We start from the raw sequence: 818 nt of genomic DNA, 5'->3' as shown, positions 1-818 counted from the left end.
ATCGGGGATGGAGGAAATGCAAGCGAGCATATCGTTCATAATACCTTGTTTTTAGGTTGATATTTGTTTGATGCCGCAAAGTTATACATGAACCCATAACCCGCTTTGTTATTTTGAAACTAATCTGACATTTTATTTGGTGTTTCGCTTGTTTCGCTGTTTCACCCGAAACAAGCGAAACACCCGAAACAAGTGAAACACCCGAAACAAGCGAAACGCACACTGAGAATTATATAATACCCCAATTTTTCTGGATGCCCGCAAGAGAGCAGGTCTTACTTTCGGATATCAAAAATTTTTCAAAAATTTCGACATGATGGCAGCTGTCTATAACAGTAATGATATATTTTACTGCTTCCTCAATCTTATATATGGCTATTGTTAAAAAACGGTGTTAAAAGTTTGCGTAAATGGATTTTAATGTCTATTTTTGTGAAAACTAAAACATAATGCCATGTCTACCTATATCAATCCGATGACCGATTTTGGTTTTAAGTACATCTTCGGACGAGAGGAGTCGAAGGACTTTCTTATTGATTTCCTCAATAACTTGTTGAAGGATGAGCCGGGTTTTGACAAGATTGTTGATCTCCAGTATCTTGACAAGGAGAAGAGCCGGAGGCGTAAGAGGGAGAGGGGTGTGATCTATGACATCCACTGTCAGACAACAAACGGTAAACGCTTTACGGTCGAGATGCAGAACAGCAACCAGAATTATTACATTGACCGTATGGTCTATTATGCTTCGAAGGCGATAGTTGACCAGGGAGAGGTAGGGTCGGACTGGCTGTATGAGTTTGAGCCGATATACATCATCT

General features: G+C 39.9%; 1 protein-coding gene. It reads left to right on the top strand.

The features are described from left to right. Window positions 1-454: 454 nt before the first annotated feature. The coding region (locus E5331_RS20095) for an Rpn family recombination-promoting nuclease/putative transposase (protein ID WP_136013300.1) at window positions 455-818 on the top strand (364 nt) is incomplete at its 3' end.

Origin of the sequence: Lepagella muris (assembly GCF_004793975.1) — a bacterium.
GTDB classification, from domain to species: domain Bacteria; phylum Bacteroidota; class Bacteroidia; order Bacteroidales; family Muribaculaceae; genus Lepagella; species Lepagella muris.
The sequence above is the reverse complement of the archived record's forward strand: the minus strand, read 5'-3'. Positions and strand labels throughout refer to the sequence as shown.